General features: G+C 65.0%; 17 protein-coding genes and 1 pseudogene. 14 read left to right on the forward strand and 4 right to left on the reverse strand.

Annotated features, from left to right (window positions below):
• Nucleotides 1–6 precede the first annotated feature (6 nt).
• The 9 genes and pseudogenes from fba to ACVILL_RS27705 all read left to right on the forward strand — a co-directional run bounded on the left by fba (nt 7) and on the right by ACVILL_RS27705 (nt 10,210).
• The gene (gene fba / locus ACVILL_RS27665) at nt 7–1,089 is read left to right on the forward strand and encodes a class II fructose-bisphosphate aldolase (protein WP_456731941.1); all 1,083 of its coding nucleotides are present in this window, start codon (nt 7–9) and stop codon (nt 1,087–1,089) included.
• A gap of 30 nt (nt 1,090–1,119) precedes the next feature.
• Entirely contained in the window at nt 1,120–2,583 is a 1,464-nt protein-coding gene (locus tag ACVILL_RS27670; protein WP_456731942.1) for a form I ribulose bisphosphate carboxylase large subunit, read from the forward strand.
• A 12-nt stretch (nt 2,584–2,595) separates the two neighbouring features.
• On the forward strand, nt 2,596–3,021 hold the full coding sequence (locus ACVILL_RS27675) for a ribulose bisphosphate carboxylase small subunit (RefSeq protein ID WP_456731943.1): 426 nt from the start codon (nt 2,596–2,598) through the stop codon (nt 3,019–3,021).
• Between the two features lie 111 nt (nt 3,022–3,132).
• Nucleotides 3,133–4,074 (forward strand): CbbX protein, encoded by a 942-nt coding sequence (gene cbbX / locus ACVILL_RS27680; RefSeq protein ID WP_456731944.1) that lies wholly within the window; start codon nt 3,133–3,135, stop codon nt 4,072–4,074.
• Entirely contained in the window at nt 4,071–4,787 is a 717-nt protein-coding gene (locus tag ACVILL_RS27685; RefSeq protein WP_456731945.1) for an HAD family hydrolase, read from the forward strand. The genes cbbX and ACVILL_RS27685 overlap by 4 nt, the downstream gene beginning before the upstream one ends.
• Nucleotides 4,788–5,388: 601 nt before the next feature.
• The gene (gene chvE / locus ACVILL_RS27690) at nt 5,389–6,456 is read left to right on the forward strand and encodes a multiple monosaccharide ABC transporter substrate-binding protein (protein ID WP_456731946.1); all 1,068 of its coding nucleotides are present in this window, start codon (nt 5,389–5,391) and stop codon (nt 6,454–6,456) included.
• Between the two features lie 57 nt (nt 6,457–6,513).
• Nucleotides 6,514–8,095, forward strand: a pseudogene (gene mmsA, locus ACVILL_RS27695) (multiple monosaccharide ABC transporter ATP-binding protein).
• A complete protein-coding gene (gene mmsB, locus ACVILL_RS27700) occupies nt 8,092–9,282 on the forward strand; it encodes a multiple monosaccharide ABC transporter permease (RefSeq protein WP_456731947.1) in 1,191 nt (396 codons plus the stop codon). Before mmsA ends, mmsB begins: the two are co-directional and overlap by 4 nt.
• 94 nt (nt 9,283–9,376) lie before the next feature.
• Complete coding sequence (locus ACVILL_RS27705) at nt 9,377–10,210, forward strand: inositol monophosphatase family protein (RefSeq protein ID WP_456731948.1); 834 nt, start codon at nt 9,377–9,379, stop codon at nt 10,208–10,210.
• A 271-nt stretch (nt 10,211–10,481) separates the two neighbouring features.
• Here ACVILL_RS27705 and ACVILL_RS27710 read toward each other — a convergent pair whose 3' ends face one another.
• Entirely contained in the window at nt 10,482–11,801 is a 1,320-nt protein-coding gene (locus ACVILL_RS27710) for a glycosyltransferase family 87 protein (RefSeq protein WP_456731949.1), read from the reverse strand.
• A gap of 212 nt (nt 11,802–12,013) precedes the next feature.
• Here ACVILL_RS27710 and ACVILL_RS27715 point away from each other — a divergent pair, with 212 nt between their 5' ends.
• Nucleotides 12,014–12,703, forward strand: coding sequence for a DUF4336 domain-containing protein (locus ACVILL_RS27715; RefSeq protein WP_456734378.1), 690 nt, complete (start codon nt 12,014–12,016; stop codon nt 12,701–12,703).
• A gap of 91 nt (nt 12,704–12,794) precedes the next feature.
• On the opposite strand, the gene ACVILL_RS27720 is transcribed toward ACVILL_RS27715, so the two are convergent.
• On the reverse strand, nt 12,795–14,024 hold the full coding sequence (locus tag ACVILL_RS27720; protein WP_456731950.1) for an ABC transporter substrate-binding protein: 1,230 nt from the start codon (nt 14,022–14,024) through the stop codon (nt 12,795–12,797).
• 172 nt (nt 14,025–14,196) lie between these two features.
• Between ACVILL_RS27720 and ACVILL_RS27725 the strand changes: the two genes are divergently transcribed.
• Complete coding sequence (locus ACVILL_RS27725; RefSeq protein WP_456731951.1) at nt 14,197–15,828, forward strand: flavin-containing monooxygenase; 1,632 nt, start codon at nt 14,197–14,199, stop codon at nt 15,826–15,828.
• 176 nt (nt 15,829–16,004) lie between these two features.
• Here ACVILL_RS27725 and ACVILL_RS27730 read toward each other — a convergent pair whose 3' ends face one another.
• Both ACVILL_RS27730 and ACVILL_RS27735 read right to left on the reverse strand, forming a co-directional pair.
• Nucleotides 16,005–17,054: a LacI family DNA-binding transcriptional regulator gene (locus ACVILL_RS27730; protein ID WP_456731952.1), complete on the reverse strand. Its 1,050-nt coding sequence runs from the start codon at nt 17,052–17,054 to the stop codon at nt 16,005–16,007.
• Between the two features lie 99 nt (nt 17,055–17,153).
• On the reverse strand, nt 17,154–18,080 hold the full coding sequence (locus ACVILL_RS27735; RefSeq protein WP_456731953.1) for a LysR family transcriptional regulator: 927 nt from the start codon (nt 18,078–18,080) through the stop codon (nt 17,154–17,156).
• Between the two features lie 131 nt (nt 18,081–18,211).
• Between ACVILL_RS27735 and ACVILL_RS27740 the strand changes: the two genes are divergently transcribed.
• From ACVILL_RS27740 to ACVILL_RS27750, 3 genes are read left to right on the forward strand one after another with little or no spacing between them, the layout of a single operon-like run.
• Nucleotides 18,212–19,450, forward strand: coding sequence for a CaiB/BaiF CoA transferase family protein (locus tag ACVILL_RS27740; RefSeq protein WP_456731954.1), 1,239 nt, complete (start codon nt 18,212–18,214; stop codon nt 19,448–19,450).
• Nucleotides 19,451–19,507: 57 nt separating this feature from the next.
• Nucleotides 19,508–20,731 (forward strand): ABC transporter substrate-binding protein, encoded by a 1,224-nt coding sequence (locus tag ACVILL_RS27745; protein WP_456731955.1) that lies wholly within the window; start codon nt 19,508–19,510, stop codon nt 20,729–20,731.
• Nucleotides 20,732–20,748: 17 nt separating this feature from the next.
• Entirely contained in the window at nt 20,749–21,366 is a 618-nt protein-coding gene (locus ACVILL_RS27750; RefSeq protein WP_456731956.1) for a DsbA family protein, read from the forward strand.
• The last annotated feature ends 14 nt before the right edge of the window (nt 21,367–21,380 follow it).

Here is a 21,380-nt window from a genome sequence, read left to right on the forward strand (position 1 = left end):
GCCACGATGGCGCGGATCACACTGAGACAATTGCTGGATCATGCCGCCGAACGCGGCTACGGCGTGCCGGCCTTCAACATCAACAACATGGAACAGGGCCTCGCCATCATGGAGGCGGCGGCGGGCTGCGATGCGCCCGTCATCATCCAGGCCTCGCGCGGCGCGCGGTCCTATGCCAACGACATCATGCTGGCGAAGATGATCGATGCGCTGGAGGAGATGTATCCGCAGATCCCGCTCTGCCTGCATCTCGATCACGGCAACGAGGAGGCGACCTGCGCCACCGCGATCCGCTACGGCTTCACCTCCGTCATGATGGACGGCTCGCTCAAGGCCGACGCCAAGACCGTCGCCGACTACGACTACAACGTCGACATCACCCGGCGCGTCGTCGAGATGGCGCACTGGGTCGGCGCGTCGGTCGAAGGCGAGCTCGGCGTGCTGGGCTCGCTCGAGCATGGCGGCGGCGAGCAGGAAGACGGCCACGGCGTCGAAGGCAAGCTGAGCCAGGATCAGCTGCTCACCGATCCCGATCAGGCGGTCGATTTCGTCCGCGCCACCAAGGTCGACGCGCTCGCGATCGCAATGGGCACCTCACATGGCGCCTACAAGTTCACCCGCAAGCCCGACGGCGAGATCCTGGCGATGCGCGTGGTCGAGGAGATCCATACGCGGCTGCCCAACACGCATCTGGTGATGCACGGCTCGTCCTCGGTGCCGCAGCCGCTCCAGGACATGTTCAACGCATTCGGCGGCGAGATGCCGCAGACCTGGGGCGTCCCGGTCGAGGAGATCGTCCGCGGCATCAAGCATGGCGTGCGCAAGGTCAATATCGACACTGACTGCCGGCTGGCGATGGCCGCTGCCTTCCGCAAGGTCGCGGTCCAGTCGAAGAGCGAGTTCGACCCGCGCAAGTTCCTCACACCCGCGATGGATGCGCTGCGCGAGCTCTGCCGCGACCGTTTCGAGCAGTTCGGCACCGCCGGCAATGCCGCCAAAATCAAGGTGGTTGCGCTGCCGGAAATGGCCCGTCGCTATCGCGCCGGCGCGCTCGATCCGCAGATTGGAAAGATGACCCAGGCCGCCTGAGCAGATCGCGGCGAACGACAGGAGATTTCGATGAATGTGCAGCAGTCGATCACCGTGCGCGGCAAGGATCGCTACAAGTCCGGCGTGATGGAATACAAGCGGATGGGTTATTGGGAGCCGAACTACGAGCCCAAGGACACCGACGTCATCGCGCTGTTCCGTGTCACCCCGCAGGACGGCGTCGATCCGACCGAAGCCTGCGCGGCGGTGGCCGGCGAATCCTCGACCGCGACCTGGACCGTGGTGTGGACCGACCGGCTGACCGCCGCCGAGAAATACCGCGCGAAGTGCTATCGCGTCGATCCGGTGCCGAACTCGCCGGGCAGCTACTTTGCTTACATCGCCTACGACCTCGATCTGTTCGAGCCGGGTTCGATCTCGAACCTGACGGCCTCGATCATCGGCAACGTGTTCGGCTTCAAGCCGCTGAAGGCGTTGCGCCTCGAGGATATGCGGCTTCCGACCGCCTATGTGAAGACGTTCCAGGGCCCGGCAACCGGCATCGTGGTCGAGCGCGAGCGGCTCGACAAGTTCGGCCGTCCCTTGCTCGGCGCCACGGTGAAGCCGAAGCTCGGCCTGTCCGGCCGCAACTACGGCCGCGTCGTCTATGAAGCGCTGAAGGGCGGGCTCGATTTCACCAAGGACGACGAGAACATCAACTCGCAGCCTTTCATGCACTGGCGCGAGCGCTTCCTGTACTGCATGGAGGCGGTCAACCGCGCGCAGGCGGCGACCGGCGAGATCAAGGGCACCTATCTCAACGTCACCGCGGCGACCATGGAGGACATGTACGAGCGCGCCGAGTTCGCCCATGAGCTCGGTTCCAACATCGTCATGATCGACCTCGTGATCGGCTACACCGCGATCCAGTCGATGGCGAAGTGGGCACGCCGGAACAACATGATCCTGCATCTGCACCGGGCGGGTCACTCGACCTACACCAGGCAGCGCAACCATGGCGTCTCGTTCCGGGTGATCGCGAAATGGATGCGGCTCGCCGGCGTCGATCACATCCATGCCGGCACCGTGGTCGGCAAGCTCGAGGGCGATCCGAACACCACGCGCGGCTACTACGACATCTGCCGCGAGGACTTCAATCCGACGCAGCTCGAGCACGGCGTGTTCTTCGACCAGAACTGGGCGAGCCTCAACAAGCTGATGCCGGTGGCCTCCGGCGGCATTCACGCCGGCCAGATGCACCAGCTGCTCGATCTGCTCGGCGAGGACGTCGTGCTGCAGTTCGGCGGCGGCACCATCGGCCATCCCCGCGGCATCCAGGCCGGCGCCACCGCCAACCGCGTCGCGCTGGAAGCCATGATCCTCGCCCGCAACGAGGGACGCGACTACGTCCATGAGGGCCCCGAGATCCTGGCCAAGGCGGCGCAGACCTGCACGCCGCTGCGCGAGGCGCTCGACGTCTGGAAGGACGTCACCTTCAACTACGAGTCGACGGACGCCCCCGATTTCGTTCCCACGCCGAGCATGGCGGTCTGACAGGAGTTTCTCATGCGCGTAACCCAAGGCTGCTTCTCGTTCCTGCCCGATCTCACCGATGAACAGATCGCCGCGCAGGTGCAATACTGCCTCGACAAGGGCTGGGCGGTGAACATCGAGTTCACCGACGATCCGCATCCCCGCAACACCTATTGGGACATGTGGGGCCTGCCGATGTTCGACCTGCGCGATGCCGCCGGCATCATGAAGGAGCTCGCCGATTGCCGGCGGGTCTATGGCGACCGCTACATCCGGATCTCCGGCTTCGATTCCGGCCATGGCTGGGAGTCGGTCCGGATCTCCTTCATCGTCAACCGGCCGCGCGAGGAGCCGGGCTTCCGGCTCGACCGTCAGGAGGCGGCCGGACGCAACCTGCGTTACGCCACGCATTCCTATGCGGCGGGCCGTCCCGAGGGCGAGCGCTACGCCGATCAGTGACCGCGTCCGGTTGGCAAGCCAGGCGGGTTGCTCCCTCGACCGCCTGGTCCGGATGCACTTCTCCGTCGTCGCCCGCCGCGGCGACGGAGCTTTTTTCCAAGCGAGAGGATAATGACCCAAGCACAAGAACAAATCAGCGAACAGATCCGCGAGACGCCACCCGAGACGATCGACCTCCGGCATGAATTCGCCGACCTCGGCATCGGCGACGTGCTCGACCAGCTTGATTCCGAACTAATCGGCCTGAAGCCCGTGAAGACCCGCATCCGGGAGATCGCATCGCTGCTGCTGGTCGAACGCATCAGGCAGAAGATGGCGCTGGCGACGACATTTCCGACCCTGCACATGTCGTTCACCGGCAATCCCGGCACCGGCAAGACCACGGTCGCGCTCCGGATGGCCGGCATCCTGCACCGGCTCGGCTTCGTGCGCCGCGGCCATGTCATCAGCGTCACGCGCGATGACCTCGTCGGGCAATATATCGGCCACACCGCGCCGAAGACGAAAGAGATCCTCAAGAAGGCGATGGGCGGCGTGCTGTTCATCGACGAGGCCTATTACCTCTATCGCCCCGAAAACGAGCGCGATTACGGCCAGGAGGCGATCGAGATCCTGCTGCAGATCATGGAGCAGCAGCGCGAGGATCTGGTGGTGATCCTGGCCGGCTACGGCGACCGGATGGAGAAGTTCTTCCAGAGCAATCCGGGTTTCCGCTCGCGCATCGCGCACCACATCGACTTCCCGGACTATTCGGACGGCGAGCTGCTCTGGATCGCCGAGCTGATGCTGCAGCAGCAGAATTATCGTTTCTCCCCGGAAGCGCGCGAGGCTTTCACCAGATACATTGGCATCCGCAAGGAGCAACCGCTGTTCTCCAACGCGCGCTCGATGCGCAACGCGCTCGACCGCATCCGGCTGCGCCAGGCCAACCGGATCGTGGCGAAGCTTGACCGTACGCTGACGGCCGACGACGTGATGTCGATCGAGGCGGGCGACGTGCTGGCGAGCCGGGTGTTCGCCAAGGGTACCTCTGCGGCGGGCGAGGGGCGATGAACCAGGCGCTCGCGGCGATCCGGACCGCCGGGATGCGCGACATCATTGCGGGCGCCCGCGCATTGATCTTCGATGTCGACGGCACGCTCGCCGAGACCGAGGAGGTGCATCGTCGCGCCTTCAACGAGGCGTTTGCCGAAGCCGGGCTCGACTGGTTCTGGGATCAGGTCACCTATGGGCGCCTGCTTCGCGTCGCCGGCGGCAAGGAGCGTATCCGCGCCTTCGACCAGCGCAATGCGGTTCCATCGCTGACATTCGCCGACATCGCCGACCTGCACCGGATCAAGACCGCCCGCTATGCCGCGTTGATCGCGGCGGGCGGATGTCCACTGCGTCCCGGGGTGCGCGCGTTCCTCGCTGGTGCACGCCGCCGCGGCCAGCGCCTGGCGATCGCGACGACGACCTCGCATGGCAATATCGACGCCTTGCTCGCGGTCGCGCTTGGGCTGGACTGGGCCGAACTGTTCGAGACGATCGTGGCCGGCGACGACGTTCCGCGGAAGAAACCGGCGCCCGATGTCTATGTCGAGGTCTTGGCGCGGCTTGGTCTCGTGCCGGCGGACTGCATTGCGATCGAAGACTCCGGCAACGGCCTCGTTGCCGCATCGCGCGCCGGCATCCCGGTGGTCATTACCCGCAGCGCATATTTCGGCGACGATGATTTTGCCGAGGCGCTTCTGGTCGTCGATGATCTCTCCGAGATCGCCGACTGAAGGCCATTGCTGCCGCTGGACGGCGCTTCCGATCAATTTATTCGGAAAGTTAAATAAATCGCGCTTGCGTCGATGGCGAATTAGGGGCACCTTCGGCCAGAAGCTGCGCCCGGCCTCCAGAAATTCTGGCGACCGGTGGCGGCTGCGAATAATTCCGGGAGACAGCGCCTCATGATCGTCCGTGTCTCGGATCAATTTTCTTCGGATGATTGAATAAATCGTGCTTGCATCGATGGCACAGCAGGGGCACCATCCACCAAAAGTTGCCAGAAGCGGTACCAAGCCACCAGAGGTTCTGGGGGCGCTGGCGCTTGCCAACAATTCCGGGAGACAGCGCCTCATGATCCTCATTGCTACGCCTCGTTCGCCCGACGGCCTGACGCGCGGGTGACCTAGGCATTGCAGGATCGATATGGCTGATCGTGCGGAGTGAGCATGGTGCTGCTGACGGGTTCAATCGACTTTCCACGATTTCGGTTCGTAATGGCCCCGGTGCCGATCCGACATCGTCGTAGACCTGCGACCAGCCAACGAATGATAGCCGTCGGTTGACGCTGGCCAACGCAACGATACCCAACTCAAAAAGCCAAGGGAGTGACGCATGTTCAGACTGAAGGTCTCGTTGATCGCATTGGCGTTGGCGGGTCTCACCGCGGCCGCACCGGACGCGCTGGCCCAAAGCAAGCCGACCATCGGCATCGCGATGCCGACCAAATCCTCGGCACGCTGGATCGACGACGGCAACAACATGGTCAAGGTGCTGAAGGAGCGCGGCTACGGCACCGACCTGCAATATGCCGACGACGACATTCCGAACCAGCTCTCCCAGGTCGAGAACATGGTGACCAAGGGCTCCAAGGTCCTGGTTATCGCGGCGATCGACGGCACCACGCTGTCCGACGCGCTGAAGCAGGCCAAGGCGCAGGGCATCACTGTCATCGCCTACGACCGCCTGATCCGCGACACGCCGAACGTGGACTACTACGCGACCTTCGACAATTTCCAGGTCGGCGTGCTGCAGGCAAGCTCGCTCGTGAACGCACTCGGGCTGAAGGAGGGCAAGGGGCCCTTCAACATTGAGCTGTTCGGCGGCTCGCCCGACGACAACAACGCCTATTTCTTCTACGACGGCGCGATGTCGGTGCTGAAGCCATACATCGACAGCGGCAAGCTGGTGGTCGCCAGCGGCCAGATGGGCATGGACAAGGTCGCGACCCTGCGCTGGGACGGCGCCACCGCGCAGGCTCGGATGGACAATCTGCTCAGCGCCTTCTACGGCAAGAAGCGGGTCGATGCGGTGCTGTCGCCCTATGACGGTCTGTCGATCGGCATCATCTCTTCCCTGAAGGGTGTCGGCTACGGCAGCAAGGACCAGCCGATGCCGTATATCAGCGGCCAGGACGCCGAGGTGCCGTCGATCAAGGCCATGTTGCGCGGCGAGCAATACTCGACCATCTTCAAGGACACCCGCGATCTCGCCAAGGTGACCGCCGACATGGTCGATGCCGTGCTGAGCAAGAAGGAGGTCAGCGTCAACGACACCAAGACCTACAACAACGGCGTCAAGGTGGTTCCGTCCTATCTGCTTAAGCCGGTCGTGGTGGACAAGACCAATTGGGAGAAAGTCCTGATTGACAGCAGCTACTATAAGCGCTCGCAATTCGACTAAGGCGGGTGAGCGGGGCGCACCACGCCGAGGCCGATCGACGCTGCGGGACATGATCCGATGACGGCAATGCTTGAGATGCGCGGCGTCAGCAAGAGCTTTGCCGGCGTGCAGGCGTTGCGCGACGTCAGTTTCACCGTGGAAGCCGGCCAGATCCATGCGCTGGTCGGCGAGAACGGCGCCGGCAAGTCGACCCTGATGAAGGTGCTGAGCGGGGTCTACCCCGCCGGCAGCTATGAAGGCGCGATCCTGTTCGATGGCGAGGAGCGCCGGTTCGGAGACATCAACGACTCCGAGGACCTGGGGATCATCATCATCCACCAGGAGCTGGCGCTGATCCCGCTGATGTCGATCGCCGAGAACATATTTCTCTCTCGTGCCCCGTCGCGCTTCGGGGTGGTCGACCGCAATGCGGCGTTCCGGCGGACGGCGGAGCTGCTGAGCCAGGTCGGCCTGCGGGAATCGCCCGATACCCTAGTCACCGATCTCGGCGTCGGCAAGCAGCAGCTGGTCGAGATCGCCAAGGCATTGTCGAAAAAGGTGCGCCTGTTGATCCTGGACGAGCCGACCGCGAGCCTCAACGAGGCCGACAGCGCCGCGCTGCTGGACCGGCTGCTCGTGTTCCGCGAGCAGGGCATCGCCTCGATCCTGATCTCGCACAAGCTCAACGAGGTCGCGCGCGTCGCCGACCGGATCACGGTGCTGCGCGACGGCCGCACCGTCGACAGTATCGATTGCCGGACCGAACAGGTCGACGAGGACCGGATCATCCGCAGCATGGTCAATCGCGACCTCGCGCATCGCTTCCCCGAGCGGAACGTTGCGATCGGCGATCCCGTGATGACGGTGGAGAACTGGTCGGTGTATCACCCGCTGCATACCGCCCGGCAGGTGATCAAGAACGTCGATTTCAGGGTGCGCCGCGGCGAGGTGGTCGGCATTGCACGGCCTGATGGGCGCCGGCCGCACCGAGTTCGCCATGAGCCTGTTCGGCCGCGCCTGGGGCTACAACATCACCGGCAGGATCAGCCTGGATGGACGTCAGGCCGACGTCTCCAGCGTGCCGGCGGCGATCCGTGCCGGCCTTGCCTATGTCACTGAGGACCGCAAGCAGCTCGGGCTCGTGCTCGCCGACGACGTCCGCAAGAACGTGACGCTGGCGAGCCTCCGCCAGGTGTCGGATCGCGGCGTGATCGACGATGTCGTCGAGCTGAAGGCCGCGAGCGATTATCGCAACCGGATGCGAATCCGTTGTTCCGACGTCTACCAGGAGACCGGGCAGCTCTCGGGCGGCAACCAGCAGAAGGTGGTGCTGTCGAAATGGCTGATGACCGATCCGCAGGTGTTGCTGCTGGACGAGCCGACCCGCGGCATCGATGTCGGGGCGAAATACGAGATCTACTGTATCATCAACGAGCTCGCGGAGGCCGGCAAGGGCGTCGTGGTGATCTCGTCGGAAATGCCGGAATTGCTCGGCATCTGCGACCGGATCTGCGTGATGAATGACGGCGCCTTCGTCGGCGAATTCGCCAAGGACGATGCCACGCAGGAGAAGATCATGCGCGCCATCATGCGCAATATCAGGGTATCCGGAAACGGCGCGCATCACGATGCCGTGCGGGCGGCAGGAGCAGCGCAATGACCGACAAGACGGTGTCACTTCCCGAAGCCCCCAAGCATTCCGGCTTCATCAAGAACAACCTGCGCAACTACGGCATGCTGCTGTCGCTGCTCGCGATCATGCTGTTCTTCGAGATCGTGACCGACGGCACGCTGTTGCAGCCGGTCAATCTCACCAATCTCGTGCTGCAGAACAGCTACATCGTGATCATGGCGCTCGGCATGCTGCTCGTGATCGTCACCGGGCATATCGACCTGTCGGTCGGCTCGGTCGCGGGATTCGTCGGCGCGGTCGCGGCGGTGCTGATGGTGACCTACCATGTCGACTATCCCGTCGCGTTCGTCGCCTGTCTTTTGATCGGTGCTGCGATCGGCGCGGCGCAGGGCTACTGGGTCGCCTATTTCAAGATCCCGTCCTTCATCGTGACCCTGGCGGGCATGCTGGTGTTCAAGGGCCTTGCACTCGCGGTGCTGCAAGGCCGGTCGGTCGGGCCGTTTCCGCCGACCTTCCAGAAGCTGTCGTCCGGCTTCATCCCCGAGCTGTTCCCGAGCGCCGGCACGCTCTATCCGACCTCGCTCTTGATCGGGGTCGTGCTTGCGTTCGCGCTGGTGCTGGCGAGCGCCAGGAGCCGGGCGCGCGAGCAGTCGCACGGCATCGAGGTCGAGCCCTACGCGTTCTTCATCGTCAAGAGCATCGCGCTGGCCGGCGCGGTGCTCTATTTCACCTATCTGATCGCCTCGCATCGCGGCCTGCCCAACGTGCTCGTCATCATGACCGTGCTGATCGCGCTGTACGGCTTCGTCACGCGGCGGACGGTGATCGGCCGGCAGATCTATGCCGTCGGCGGCAACGCCAAGGCCGCCAAGCTGTCCGGCGTCAAGACCGAGCGGCTCACCTTCTTCACCTTCGTCAACATGGGCGTGCTCGCCGCGCTCGCCGGCCTGGTGTTCGCCGCGCGGCTCAACACCGCGACGCCGAAGGCCGGCCTCGGCTTCGAGCTCGACGTGATCGCCGCCTGCTTCATCGGCGGCGCGTCGGCCTATGGCGGCGTCGGCCGGGTCGGCGGCGCGGTGGTCGGTGCCATGATCATGGGCGTGATGAACAACGGCATGTCGATTCTCGGTATCGGCATCGATTATCAGCAGGTGATCAAGGGCCTCGTGCTGCTCGGCGCCGTCTGCATCGACGTCTACAACCAGCGCCGATAATTCGCTCCGGGCGCGATCTGTCGCGCCGGCGGCTTGTCAACATGCGGTTGCGGAATCAGCTGTATGATTCGAACGCAACGCAGGAGAATGCCGCGTGAAACTGTCCCATGCCGATGCGCTGAACATCGGAAACATCCTCGCGGAGGTCGGCCGCAGCGAGATCATGCCGCGGTTCCGCCGCGTGCGGGAGATCGAGGCCCGCACCAAGACCTCGGCATTCGACGTCGTCACCGAGGCCGACGAACTCGCCGAGCAGGCGATATCGACGGCGCTGCTCCGGGCATTTCCGAAGGCGACCGTCATCGGCGAGGAAGCGACGTCGCGCGATCCGGCCGCGCTCGATCAGGTCGGCACTGCGGAGCTTGCCTTCATCATCGATCCGATCGACGGCACGCGGAACTTCACCTCGAGCCTGCCGCTGTTCGGCACCATGGTCGCCGCCACGATGCGCGGCGAGATCGTGTTCGGCGCGATCCATGATCCCGTCAGCAACGATACCGCGTTCGCGCTGCGCGGCGAGGGCGCGTGGCTCGAACTGCCTGACGGCAAGCGTCACGATTTGAAAGTCGCCGCGCCCGTGCCGGTCAAGCAGATGGACGCGATCGTCGGCGTCAATTTCCTGCCTGAGCCGCTGCGCGCGATCGTCTCCGGCAATCTTTCCAAGCTTGCCGTCAGCGCCTGGCTCAGGTGCTCCGCGCATGAGTATCGCATGGCGGCATCCGGCCATTGCCATCTGCTGTTCTACAACAAGCTGATGCCGTGGGATCACGCCGCGGGCTGGCTGCTGCATCGCGAGGCCGGCGGCTACAGCGCACATTTCGACGGATCGCCCTACAAGCCGGTCAACCTGACCGGCGGCCTGCTCTGCGCGCCCGACAAGGAAAGCTGGCAAGCGGCACGGCAGGCGATCCTGACGCCGGCCGGATAAGTTCTGAGTTCAATCAGTCAAACAGCTTGTTTGATGCCATCACCGGCACAACGGCTCCTTCCTGCCGTGGTCCCAGCGAAAGCAGGGCCCCATAACCACAGGCCTGCGTTGTTGAAGTGAGCTGTGGCCCCAGCGTCGTGCAACAATCACGATCGGTGGTTATGGGTCCCGGGTCGCGCGGAGCCTGTCATCGGGCGGCGCTTCGCGCCGACCCGTTGGCTTGCCCGGGACGACATCGAGCTTGCTGCGAGGGCTTGGGCCGTCCGGCAAATCAGGGATTGGCAATTTTGGCCGGAGCGTCACCAGGCGGCAGATGCCGGATGCGTCGGGCGAGCAGCGCAACGAGCGCTATACCGGCGATCGGCGCCAGTTGCAGGCCGTTGGCGCTCGCAGGCACCATCGCGAACGGGGTCAGGTAAAGCGCGGCAAGGGCGATGCGTTCGTAGGGAAGCCATCCCTGCTCAAGCGCTTGCGAGATCAGCCAGGCGCCCGGGATCGCCAGCATCACCATCTCGTAATTGCCGAGCGAGGGGATGCACAGTCCGGTCACGGCCACCATCAGCGCGATCTCGGCCGCGCCGCCGCGGCGTTTCCACAGCAGCACGATCAGGATGATGACCGCGATCGCGGCCGCGGCCAGCTGAACGAGCCAGGCAGCGCCGGCCGATCCGCCCGCCAGCCTGATTGCAGCGTAGGGACTTGCGAACTTCTCGAAGCCGGGCGCGCCGCCGATGCTCCAGGCGCTTGCTTCCGGAAGCACGGCAACAAACTTGATCCACGGGTCGATCCCGAAGATCGCTGATGTCGCCAGGATGAGCACGAGTGTTGTTGCGGCCGCTGCGCCGAGTGCGCGCCAGCGCCGCGTCAGGATCAGCACAAGCGGCGCCAGCAAAGCGAGCTGCGGCTTGTAGGCAAAACATCCGAGCAGGGCGCCGGCGATCACCGGATAGCGATCCAGCGTCACCGCCGATCCGCCGAGCAGGGCCGCCGAGAACAGCGAGTTCTGCCCGAACAACGCGCACACCCATACGCCGGGAAAGGCGAGCGCCGGAATGATCGATCCGCCCTTGAGGATGGCTCGCATGGCAGTCGCATAGGCGGCGCCGGTCGCGACGATCCAGATGAAAACGGCCGTCGCGAACGGCAGCAGTGCGAAGGGAAGCCAGAACAGCAAAGACGTCGGCGGGTAGAAGAACGGCGCGTAGTTCTTCGGACCGAGCACGGCTGCTACGGCGGCGCGGCCCGCCTCGCCATAGGCGTCGCCGGCGCGGCCGTCGAGCGCGAGCCTTGCGGCGGTCCAGAACGCCGCGAAGTCATGGCCGACGTCCATCGTCGGCGCTGCCCACGGGATCATCGCGATGCAGCCGACGAACAGGACGAGGAAGACGCGGGAGAAGGCGGTGATGCGATCGGACGTGAGCCAGTCGGCGTCGCGCAGCGCGGAGATCAGCGCGTCTGCGCCGGACATCCGGCCGATGGTTCCGCGCTGTGTCGCAGCGCCTGGATCTGCCTCATCCGACGCCGCCAGATGACGCGCGGCATCATCAGCGAAGGCCAGCCTGTGTCCCTCGAGGTCCGACTTTTGCGACATCGGCCGCTTCATTCCAATCGCGTCGTGCACGAGCAACATCTGGACCAAATCGTCTAAGGTTGCGTAAACCCGGCCGCTGCAATTAGCCACGGCATCATTGGAACCCGAGGCCGGCATGGCCCTTGCCCGCGGCCCGTGGCGCCGGGCATGGTAAATGAACCCGCAACGCTGGCGGCAGCGTGCCCGGCGTTCGACGGACATCGGAAATGGCGATGTTGCAGGCCTTCGGCGACGACATCTGGATTGCCGACGGACCTGATGTCACGGTCGCCGGCTTTCACTATCCCACCCGGATGGCCGTCATCCGCCTTGCGGACGGTGGCCTCTTCGTCTGGTCGCCGGTTCGATTGACCAGGGAGTTGCAGGCCGCGGTGGACGCGCTCGGCCAGGTCAGGCACATCGTGGCGCCCAATTCATTGCATCATCTGTTCCTCGCCGAGTGGAAGCAGGCCTATCCGGCCGCCGTGCTCCACGCCCCGCCGGGCCTGCGCAAGCGGCGTCGCGATCTTGCCTTCGGTGCCGATCTCGCCGACGGAGCGAGCCTTGATTGGCTTGGGCAGATCGACCAGGCGGTGATGCGTGGCAACCTGATCACCACGGAGGTGGTGTTCTTCCACATCACGAGCGGGACCGTGCTGTTCACCGATCTGCTGCAGCAGATACCTGCCGAGCTGGTCTCGGGCTGGCGTGCAACGATTGCGAAACTCGACCTGATGGTCGGGCCGGAGCCGTCGGTGCCGCGCAAGTTCCGCGTTGCCTTCACAGGCCGCCGTGCGGCGCGCAGGGCGATGCAGCGGATTCTGGCGTGGCCCGCCGAAAAGGTGCTGATGGCCCACGGAACGCCGGTCGAGCAGGATGCGCCGGCGTTCTTGCGCCGCGCCTTCGGCTGGCTGACTGGATGACGATCGCTTGCGTCATGCCCGAGGCATCCGGCGCGACGGCGCGCTTCGTGCTTTTGCAGCGGGCATGACGAACCGAGGCAGCATCACCGCGCTAATATTCGCTGCCGACCTCGCCGGTGATGATGTTGCCGAACAGCTTCCAGCTCTCGCCTTCGAACCGCATCAGCTGCGACTGCTCGATGGGGCGGAAGTCGTTCGGACCGGTGTTGATCCGGATCCCGGGCAGGATCATCTTCGGTGCAAAGTCCTTCAGGCTGGCGGCCTGCTTCATGACGTTCTCGCGTGTCAGATCGTCGCCGCACTGCTTGAGCACCTGCGCGAGCGTTTGCGCGGCGGCGTAGCCATAGACGTGATTGCCGTTGGTCTTGTCGCCGTCGGGCATGTACTTGTCCATGAAGGCGCGCCATTCCTTCGTTTCAGCGTCATCGTTCCAGATCGTATCGGTCGGATCCTTGAGGTAGGCGACCGAGATGATGCCTTGCGAATGCTCGATGCCGGCGGCGCGCATCACCGAGGCGACCGAGGTTGCGGTCGAGGTCAGGAAGAAGGTCGGCTTCCAGCCGAGCTCGGCGACCTTCTTGATGGTCTGCGCCGCGCCCTTCGGCGCCGCCCAGGTGAACAGGATGTCGGCGCCCGAGGCACGCAGCGCCACGATCTGCGAGTCCAGCGTCGGATCGGTGAGTTCATACGACTTGTCGGCCACGATCATGCTGCTGGCCCTGTCGCCGAGTCCGTCGCGCAGTCCCTTGAGCGCATCCTTGCCCGCATCGTCGTTCTGCCAGAGCACGGCGATCTTGCCGTTCGGAAATTTGTCCAGGATGTATTTGGCGTAGATGCGCCCCTCGCTCTGGTAGTTCGGCTGCCAGCCCATCGTCCAGGGAAAGCCCTTGGGATCGCCGAAGCGCGTCGCGCCCGACGCGATGAAGAGGTGAGGGACCTTCTTGCCGTTGAGATATTTCTGGATCGCGACATTGGGGGCGGTGCCGAGCGGCTGGAACACCAGCAGCACCTCGTCGCCCTCGACCAGCTTGCGCGCCTGCTCGACCGATTTCGGCGGCGAGAAACCGTCGTCATAGCTGATGAAGTTGATCTTGCGTCCGTTGATGCCGCCCTGGTCGTTGATCATCTTGAAATAGGCCGCCTCGGTGCGGCCGATCGCGCCGTAGGCGGAGGCGGGGCCGCTATACGGCATGATGTTGCCGATCTTGATCTCGGTATCCGAGGCCCCCGGGCCGTAGTTCTTCTGCGCGAGCACAGGCGACAGCCCGCCGATCGTTGCCGCGATCGCTACAAGCGCGCGAAGACAAAAACCGTCCAACATCCCTCAGTCTCTCCCTGATGATTCCCGATCGCCTTGTGACGGTCGCGGGCCCGAAGGCCTCGCGTTGACGCCCGGCGACAATTATCGTATGCGCTTCCAGTCTGGAAACGTTTCCAGACTAGCGCGTGTTCCCAGCGATGGCAATATTCCTGCGGCCGGAGAGGTGTGACAAATGAGCAGACTGGAGCAGGCGAGCCCGGACCGTGGTGCGAGGCCGCCGCTTGTCGTCGAATGCGATGCCGTCGTGGTCGGTGCCGGCTTCGGCGGGCTATACGCGATCTACCGGTTGCGCGAGCTCGGGCTGAAGGTGATCGGAATCGAGGCGGCGTCGGATGTCGGCGGCACCTGGTACTGGAATCGCTATCCCGGCGCGCGCTGCGACATACCGAGCCTATTCTATTCCTACACCTGGTCGGAGGAGCTGCGGCAGGAATGGCGCTGGAGCGAGAAATACGCCGCGCAGCCGGAGATCGTGCGCTATGCGCAGCACGTCGCCGACCGGTTCGAGCTGCGCTCGCTGATCCGCTTCGATACTCGCGTGACTGATGCCGACTGGGGCGAGACGGGTGAGAGTTGGACGGTGCGCACCGATCGCGGCGATTGCATCGTCGCATCGATCTGCGTGATGGCGACCGGCAATCTCTCGGTGCCCAACAAGCCGAAGCTGCCGGGGCTGGAACGCTTCCGCGGGTCCATCTACCACACCGGGCAGTGGCCGCATCAGGAGGTCGACTTCTCCGGCTTGCGCGTTGCCGTGATCGGCACCGGCTCGTCGGGCGTGCAGACGATCCCGATGGTCGCCAAGGCGGCGGGCCGCCTGACCGTGTTCCAGCGCACGCCGAACTACTCGGTGCCGGCGCGCAACACGCCGCTGTCGGACACCGACATCGCGGCCGCCGAGCCCGTGATCGCGAAATATCGCGAGAGCCTCGAGACGCCGGAGTTCGGGCGGGTGCCCGCGAACGCCTTCGACGCGCCGGTGCCGGAGCGCGACGTGCAATGGGCGCGCTACGAGCAACTCTGGGAGCAGGGCGGCGGCGGCATCCTGACCGCGTTCCCGAACATCCTGACCGACGAGGCCGTCAACGACGTCGCCTGCGACTTCGTGCGCGACAAGATCCGTGGCATCGTGAAGGACGAGATGACGGCGGAGGCACTGTCGCCGAAGGATTACCCGCTCGGCGTCAAGCGCATCTGCATCGATACCGGTTATTTCGCGACCTACAACCTGCCGCATGTCGAACTGGTCGATCTGCGCGCGGAGCCGCTGACGACGGTCACCGAGACCGGCGTCGAGACCACGACGCGGTCCTTCGCGCTCGATGCGCTGGTGCTGGCGACGGGCTATGACGCGATGACCGGCGCGCTCGCTGCGATGCAGATTCGCGGACGCGACGGAACGACGTTGCAGGAGGCCTGGGCCGACGGGCCCCGCGCTTATCTCGGCCTGATGGTGTCGGGCTTCCCGAACCTGTTCGTCGTCACCGGGCCGGGCAGCCCATCGGTGATCGGCAACGTGATCCATGCCTGCGAAAACCATGTCGAGTGGATCACGGCCTGCCTCGGCAACATGCGCGCCAAGGGGCTGACGCGGATCGAGCCGGAGCGCGACGCCGAGCAAGCCTGGATGGCGCATGTCGCGGATGCCGCCAGCCGCACGCTCTATCCGAAGGCCAATTCCTGGTACCAGGGCGCCAACATCGCCGGCAAGCCGCGCGTGTTCATGCCCTATGTCGGCCAGGGCTATCGCCACCGCATCGCGCAGATCGCGCAACGCGACTACGAGGGCTTCGTGCTGCGCTGAGGCTGAGGTGTGGCGGGCGCCGGCCCTCTCCGTCATTGCGAGGAGCGATAGCGACGAAGCAATCCATCGCGAGGCATACGCGGGACGATGGATTGCTTCGCTTCGCTCGCAATGACGTAGATAGGGCTTGTACGGAAAGACTGGAACCGTTTCCAGCGCTAGCATAGATCAGAACGCTACTTCCGCCCGCGCGCAGGCGTCGCCGGCGCGGCGCAGGAATGGCGAAGGATGAGGCGCGTCGGCAGGAACACCGGTGCGCGGCTGCCGGCAGGCTTGTCGCCCTCGCGAATCCGCTCCAGCAACAGCCGCGCGGCGGTGCGGCCGACCTCGTTCATGTCCCAGCTCAGGGCCGAGATCGCGGGCGTCGCATGGCGGGCGAGGTCGGTGTCGCCGCTGCACACGATCGAGACGTCCTGCGGATAGCGTAGGCCGTTGCTGGTGATCGCCTCCAGCACCTCCGCCAGCATGCTGGTGCCGAGCGAGATGATCGCGGTCGGCGGTTTTGCCGATTGCAGGAGCTGGCACACCGAGCTGAAGGCGGTGTTGGCGCCCTGCATGTGCGGGCGGATCAGGGTCGGGTCGACCTCGATCTTTGCCTCCTGATGCGCCTGCCGGTAACCCGCAAGCCGCTCCGAACTCGGCAGCACCGCGGCGCTGCCGGTCAACAGTGCGATCCGGCGATGGCCGAGGCCGATCAGGTAGCGCGTCGCCTCCAGCGCGCCGCCGCGGTGATCGACGCGAACCGGGATGCTATCGGGCACGTCGCGGTCGACGGTGACGCAGGGCAGGTCGAGCGTTGCCAGCCCCTTCATGAAATCCTTGTGCGAGTTGTCGCCGGCGAACAGCAGCAGTCCATCCATCTGGCGCCGCCGTACCGCCGACAGGAACGCGGCCTCGCGCGCCTCCTCGTGCTTGGTCGCGGCCAGCATCAGGAGGAACCCGGCGCGCTGGAATTCCTCCTCCGCCGCGCTCACCATGCCGGTGTAGTGCGGATTGGAGAAGTCGGCCACCATGCAGCCGATCGTATTTGACGCCCGCGAGCGCAGCGCTTGCGCCGCCTGGTCGGGCTCGAAGCCCAGCCGCTTCACCGCGCGCATGATGCGGGCATGCAGCTCCGCGCTGGTATAGATGCCGCCATTGAGCGTGCGGCTGACGCTTGAGACGGACACGCCGGCCTCGGCCGCGACGTCACGAATCGTCGGTCGTGTCCGTCGCGCCTTTGCCATTCGTGGTCGGGTCCTGTCGCATCTGGTGTTGCCGAACCTAATCAGGCTCGGCCGCGAATCTCAAATGATTCTTGGATGTGAGGCGCGGTGCGCCGCCTGCTATCGCCGCGACGCGCTCAGGAACAGCGGCCGGAAGATATCCAGAAATCCGGTCGCAGCCGGCGTCAGCGGGCGGTTCTTCAGCCGCAGGATTCCGATCTTGCGGACCAGCGGCGGCGAAACCAGCCGCTTGACGACCACGCCGCGCGGGGCGCGCGGCGGCAGCGCCGAGGCCGGGACGATCGAGATGCCGACATTGGCGCCGACGAAGTCGTACAGCGTGCCGAATTGCTCGACGATGGTGCTGTGCTTGAGCACGATGCCGTTCGCGGTCGCGACGCTGTCGATCTGCTGCCGCAGGCCCGAGCCGGTCGGAAGCGAGACGAACGCCTCGTTGCGCAGTTCGCGCAGGCTCAGCGTGCTCTTGTCGCGCAAAGCATGGCGTGACGGCAGGATCGCGAAGCAGGACTCCTGCACCACGTCGTCGCTGACGACCTCCTGGCCGAGTGCGGTGACGTTGCCGACGCCAAAGTCGGCAAAGCCGCTGCGCACGTCTTCATAGACCTGGCTGCCGAGGCCCTCGCGCAAATGGATTTCGACGCCCGGATGCGCCTTCCTGTATTTCAGCACGGCCTCCGGCACCACGTGGTGGGTGAGTGACAGCAGGCAGGAGATGATCAGGCGTCCCTTGATCTGTTCGCCCAGCGCGCGGGCGTTGTCGACCTGGGCGCCGAGATCGGCGAGCAGGCGCTGGATCGCCGCCGTGAACTCGCGGCCCGGCGCGGTCAGGATCACGTTGCGCGTCGACCGCAGGAACAGCGAGACGCCGAGCTGCCGCTCGAGCTGAAGCACGAGGCGGCTTACGGCCGATTGCGTCATGCCGAGGTCGGCGGCGGCCGCGGTGAAGCTGCCATACACCGCCACCGAGTTGGCGGCGCGAAGATGTTTGAGGCTGACCTCGAACCCGCGTGGACGTCGCTCGCGCATCATTCATTCCATTTACGCATCAATAATCCAGATTGGAAAATATTTGACCTATATGGCCGCGGCGTCAACGATGAACACAACGACAGAGCAGCGAGCGGGAAGGGAAATTGCGGATGACGGCGAGCCCGACGATGACGAGGCAAGGCGCGCTGCACGGTATCCGCGTTCTCGATCTCACGCGGTTCTATTCCGGTCCGTTCGCGACCTTGATGCTGGCCGGCTTCGGTGCCGAGGTCATTCGCATCGACACCCCGGAGCAGGGCGACCCCACCATGGCCGGGCCGCCGTTCCTCGGCAAGGACGGCGTCGCGCTCGACCGCAAGCATGACAGCGATCTCGGCCTCGCCTATCTGAAGCGCTGCCGCGACAAGAAGTCGATCACGCTGAACATGCGCACGGCGGAGGGCATGGAGCTGTTCCATGCGCTGCTGCGCAAGTCCGACATCCTGGTCGAGAACCTGCGGCCCGGCGCCGCCGAGCGGCTTGGGATCGACTACGGGGCAAACCGCCAGGTCAACCCCGCGATCGTGCATTGCGCGCTGACCGGCTACGGCTCGACCGGTGCCGATCGGCGTCTCAAGGCCTACGATTTGATGATCCAGGCGGCCGCAGGGTTGATGTCGATCACCGGCGCGCCGGACGGCGGTCCGAGCAAAGCCGGCACCGCGCTCGCCGACGGCATCACTGGCGCCTTTGCCGTCTCCGGCATTCTTGCGGCGCTGACCGAGCAGCGGATGTCGGGGCGAGGCCAGTTCGTCGATGTCGCGATGGCCGATTGCCTGCTGTCGCTGGTGCTCGACGAGCCGCTGGATTGTTACCCGCAGATGGGAATGGCGCCGCGGCAGGGCAATCGCATCATGCGGTTCTCGCCGTTCAACACCTATGCCACGCGCGACGGGGCGATCGCGCTCGGCGCCGCGACCAACGAGGACTGGCTGGCGCTGCTGCGCGTGATGGACCGGCTCGACCTCGCCGAAGACGCGAAGTTCATGAACACCGGCTGGCGTGTGGCTAACAACGCGATCATCGACGCCATCGTCACCGAATGGACGAGGGCGCGGACCACGTCGGAGGCGATCGACGCGCTCAATGGCGGCGACGTCGCCGCAAGCCCGATCCGTGACATCGACGACATCCTGGCCTGGGAGCATCTCGGTGCGCGCGACATGCTGCAGGCGGTCGAGCATCCGACCGAGACGTTGGAGCAGCGCGTCGTCGGCGCCGGGTTCCCGATCAAGATGGGACGGACCCACAAGGGATACACCGCGCCGGCTCCGACGCTCGGGCAGAACAATCAGGAGATCTATGCCGGCCTGCTCGGCCTCTCGGACCAGCGGATCGAAGATCTGAAGTCCAGGCGGATCATCTGAAAGCTAAGAAGGCCGGCACATGCATGCCGTCCTAAGCGGGGAGCGTCGAGGACAGTCATGGCGAGGAAACGAACAATCTCAAATACGGCAATCGCGTTACTGGTCGGCAGCGTGATGCTGACGCCGGTGCGGGCGCAGGATGTGCAGCCGGTCAGGATCGGCGTGCTCACCGACATGTCGGGGATGTACCGCGACATCATGGGACCGGGTTCGGTGCTCTCAGCGAAAATGGCGGTCGAGGATTTCGGCGGCAAGGTGCTGGACCGCCCGATCGAGGTCGTCTCCGGCGATCACCAGGCGAAGGCCGATATCGGGGCGGCGATTGCCCGCAACTGGTTCGACAATGGCGGCGCGGATGTCGTGGTCGACGTCGCGCAGTCGGCGGTGGCGCTCGCCGTGCAGGAGCTGGCGCGGGCGCGCAACAAGATCGTGATCCACGGCGTCACCGGGAGTCCCGCGATCACCCAGCAGGCCTGCGCGCCGACCGCGTTCTCCTGGTCGCTCAATGCCTACGCCATTTCGGCTCCGCTGCCGAAGCCGCTGATCGAGCGCGGTCTCGACAGCTTCTTCTTCCTGTCGGCCGACTATTCCTTCGGCAAGGCGATGGAGGACGCTGCGGCGGGCGCGATCAAGGCCGCCGGCGGCAAGGTGCTGGGCTCGGTGCGCTTCCCGCAGAACAATCCCGACTTCAGCTCCTTCCTGCTGCAGGCGGTAGCGTCGAAGGCCAAGGTGATCTGGCTGATCTCGGCGGCCGAGGACACCACCAACGCGTTGAAGCAGGCCAAGGAGTTCGGCATCGCCGAGGGCGGCCAGCACATCGTGGTGCCGCTGACCTACATCACCAACGTGCACGCGCTCGGGATCGCCAACGTGCAAGGGCTGACCTTTGCGACACCGTTCTACTGGGACCGGACCGACAAGACGCGTGCCTGGTCGGAGCGCTTCTTCAGGCAGCATCGCGCGATGCCGACCATGGACCAGGCCGCGGTCTACTCGGGTACGCTGCACTATCTCCAGGCCGTCGCTGCCGCCGGGACGCTGGACGGTCTGAAGGTCGCCGACGAGATCCGCAAGCTGCCGGTCAACGACATGTATGTCGAGAACGGATCGGTGCGCGCCGACGGCTGGCTGATGCATCCGTTCTACATGGCGAGCATCAAGGCCCCCGGCGAGGTCAGTAAGCCCTGGGACTACTACACCATCGAGAAGGTCATTCCGGCATCCGAGGCGGCGCAGCCGTTGTCGCAGAGCCAGTGCCCGCTCGTCGCCCAATCGCAATGACATCGAAAGGAGAGGCCATGTCCCGTGAAGTTCTCAAGATGTATTCGGACTACAAGAGCCCCTATGCCTGGCTGGCGTTCGATCCGGTGTTCGAGTTGGAGAAGAAGTTCGACATCAGGGTGCAGTGGCGGCCGTTCCAGCTCCGCATCAAGGGCTCCGGCCAGCGCAGCGTCTATTCCGAATACAAGGTCAAGTATTCCTACATGGATGCACGGCGGAGCGCCAATGAGCGCGGCGACAAGAAGATCATCCGCGGCCCCCTGAAGATCTTCGACACCGCGCCCGCACTGATCGGCGGGCTGTTCGCGGAGAAGCAGGGGCGCCTGATCGAGTACAGCCGGCTGGTCTATGAGCTGTTCTTCCGCCGCGAACTCGCGGTCGACGAGGTCGATGCGGTGGAGCGCTTCATCGAATCGCTCGGCATGTCCGGTGTGGAATTCCGCAGCTATTTCGAGGGCGACGGCCGGCGCGAATATGAGGAGGCGCAGCAGGAGAGCCAGGGCGATCACATCTTCGGCGTGCCGATCTGCGTGTTCCGCGGCGAGCAGTTCTGGGGCAACGACCGGGTGCCGATGCTCGAGCGGCGGCTGCACGAGGCCGGGCTCTCGCTGTCGCGCGAAAAGCAGCTGGCGTGAGCTGCCGGAGGCCC

This window comes from Bradyrhizobium sp. USDA 3364 (assembly GCF_054056355.1).